Raw genomic sequence first — 1,329 nt, 5'->3', positions numbered from 1 at the left:
GTAAGCATTCGGCGTGGGCCACAGGCGGGTTAGTCGTCACGCAGCAGCGTCATCAGCTCGCAGATCACGCCGCTTGCGCAGCAATCGCTGATCCCGGCGTCCAATTCCAGGGCAGAAGCTCGTCGAGCCGATGAGCTGGGTGGGCAGCGATGCGGGCAAGGATATCCGTGAGCCAGGCCTGCGGATCGACGCCGTTCATTTTGGCCGTGACGATCAAGCTATACATCGAAGCTGCGCGCCGTCCGCCACGATCAGAGCCGCAGAACAACCAGGATTTTCGTCCGAGAGCTATACCTCTTNAATCCTCGCTCGGCGGCATTGTTCGAGAGACAGACGCGGCCGTCCTCCAGGAAGAGAGTGAAGCTCGCCCAGCGCTTCAGGATGTAGTTGAACGCCTTGGCCAGGTCGTGCCCACGGGACAGCTTGGCGAGCTGCTCCCGCATATAGACCTGAAGGTTCTCGACCAGAGGCCGGCTCAGCATCTGCCGAACCTGAACGCGTTCCTCGGCACTCCTGCCATTGATGGAGCGTTCGATCTCGAACAGCGCATCGATCCGCCGCACGACCTCGACCGCGATGGGCGAGAGCGGGATCTCCTTCTTGCCGGTGGCCTTGCGACGCGCATTCTCTTCGANTATCGGCCATGGCGAAGAACGGGCGCCGCGCATGGACCCAACACGCCGCTTCCCGGATCGGTCCAGGGTGGCGTCCCGCCAGATAGAGCTGGTTGTACCCGTCATAGGCGTCGGCCTGCAGGATGCCGGCATATCCGGCCAGATGCCCCTTCGGATGCTCGCCCTTGCGATCACGCGAGTAGTAGAACATCGCTGCCGGCGGACCCGCACCGCTAAACGGCCGGTCGTCCCGGACGTAGATCCAGCATCGTGCCGTATCGGTCTTGCCCTTGGCCAGCACCGGCACGGTCGTATCATCGGCATGAAGGCGCTCGGCCGCCATGACATGGGCTTCCACCAGGCGCAGGAGTGGGTCCAGCGCCGTACAAACCGATCCCACGGCGTCCGCCATGGTCGACAGCGCGATCGGCACGCCTTCCAGGGCATAGCGCTCGGCCTGGCGGTTCAGCGGCTGGTGCTGGCCGAACTTCTCGAACATGATCATGGCCAACAGGCTCGGGCCGGCCCATCCGCGGGCGATGGCATGGAACGGCGCCGGCGCCTGGCTGATCTTCTCGCAATCACGGCAGGAGAACTTCTCCCGCACCGTCTCGATCACCTTCCACTGGCGCGGTACCACTTCCAGCGTCTGCGTCACGTCCTCGCCGAGCTTGCGAAGACGAATGCCGCCGCAGCACTCGCAAGCCGTAGGCCC

The 1,329-nt window shown here is 64.1% G+C and carries 1 pseudogene; it reads right to left on the bottom strand.

Features of this window, described 5'->3' with window-relative positions:
- Nucleotides 1-64: 64 nt before the first annotated feature.
- A pseudogene (gene tnpC / locus K3F49_RS39050) lies at nt 65-1,329 on the bottom strand (IS66 family transposase); the annotation flags it as partial.

Source organism: Bradyrhizobium monzae, from assembly GCF_021458635.1.
In the GTDB taxonomy this organism is placed as follows: Bacteria; Pseudomonadota; Alphaproteobacteria; order Rhizobiales; family Xanthobacteraceae; genus Bradyrhizobium.
This window is presented reverse-complemented; position numbering and strand designations above follow the sequence as displayed.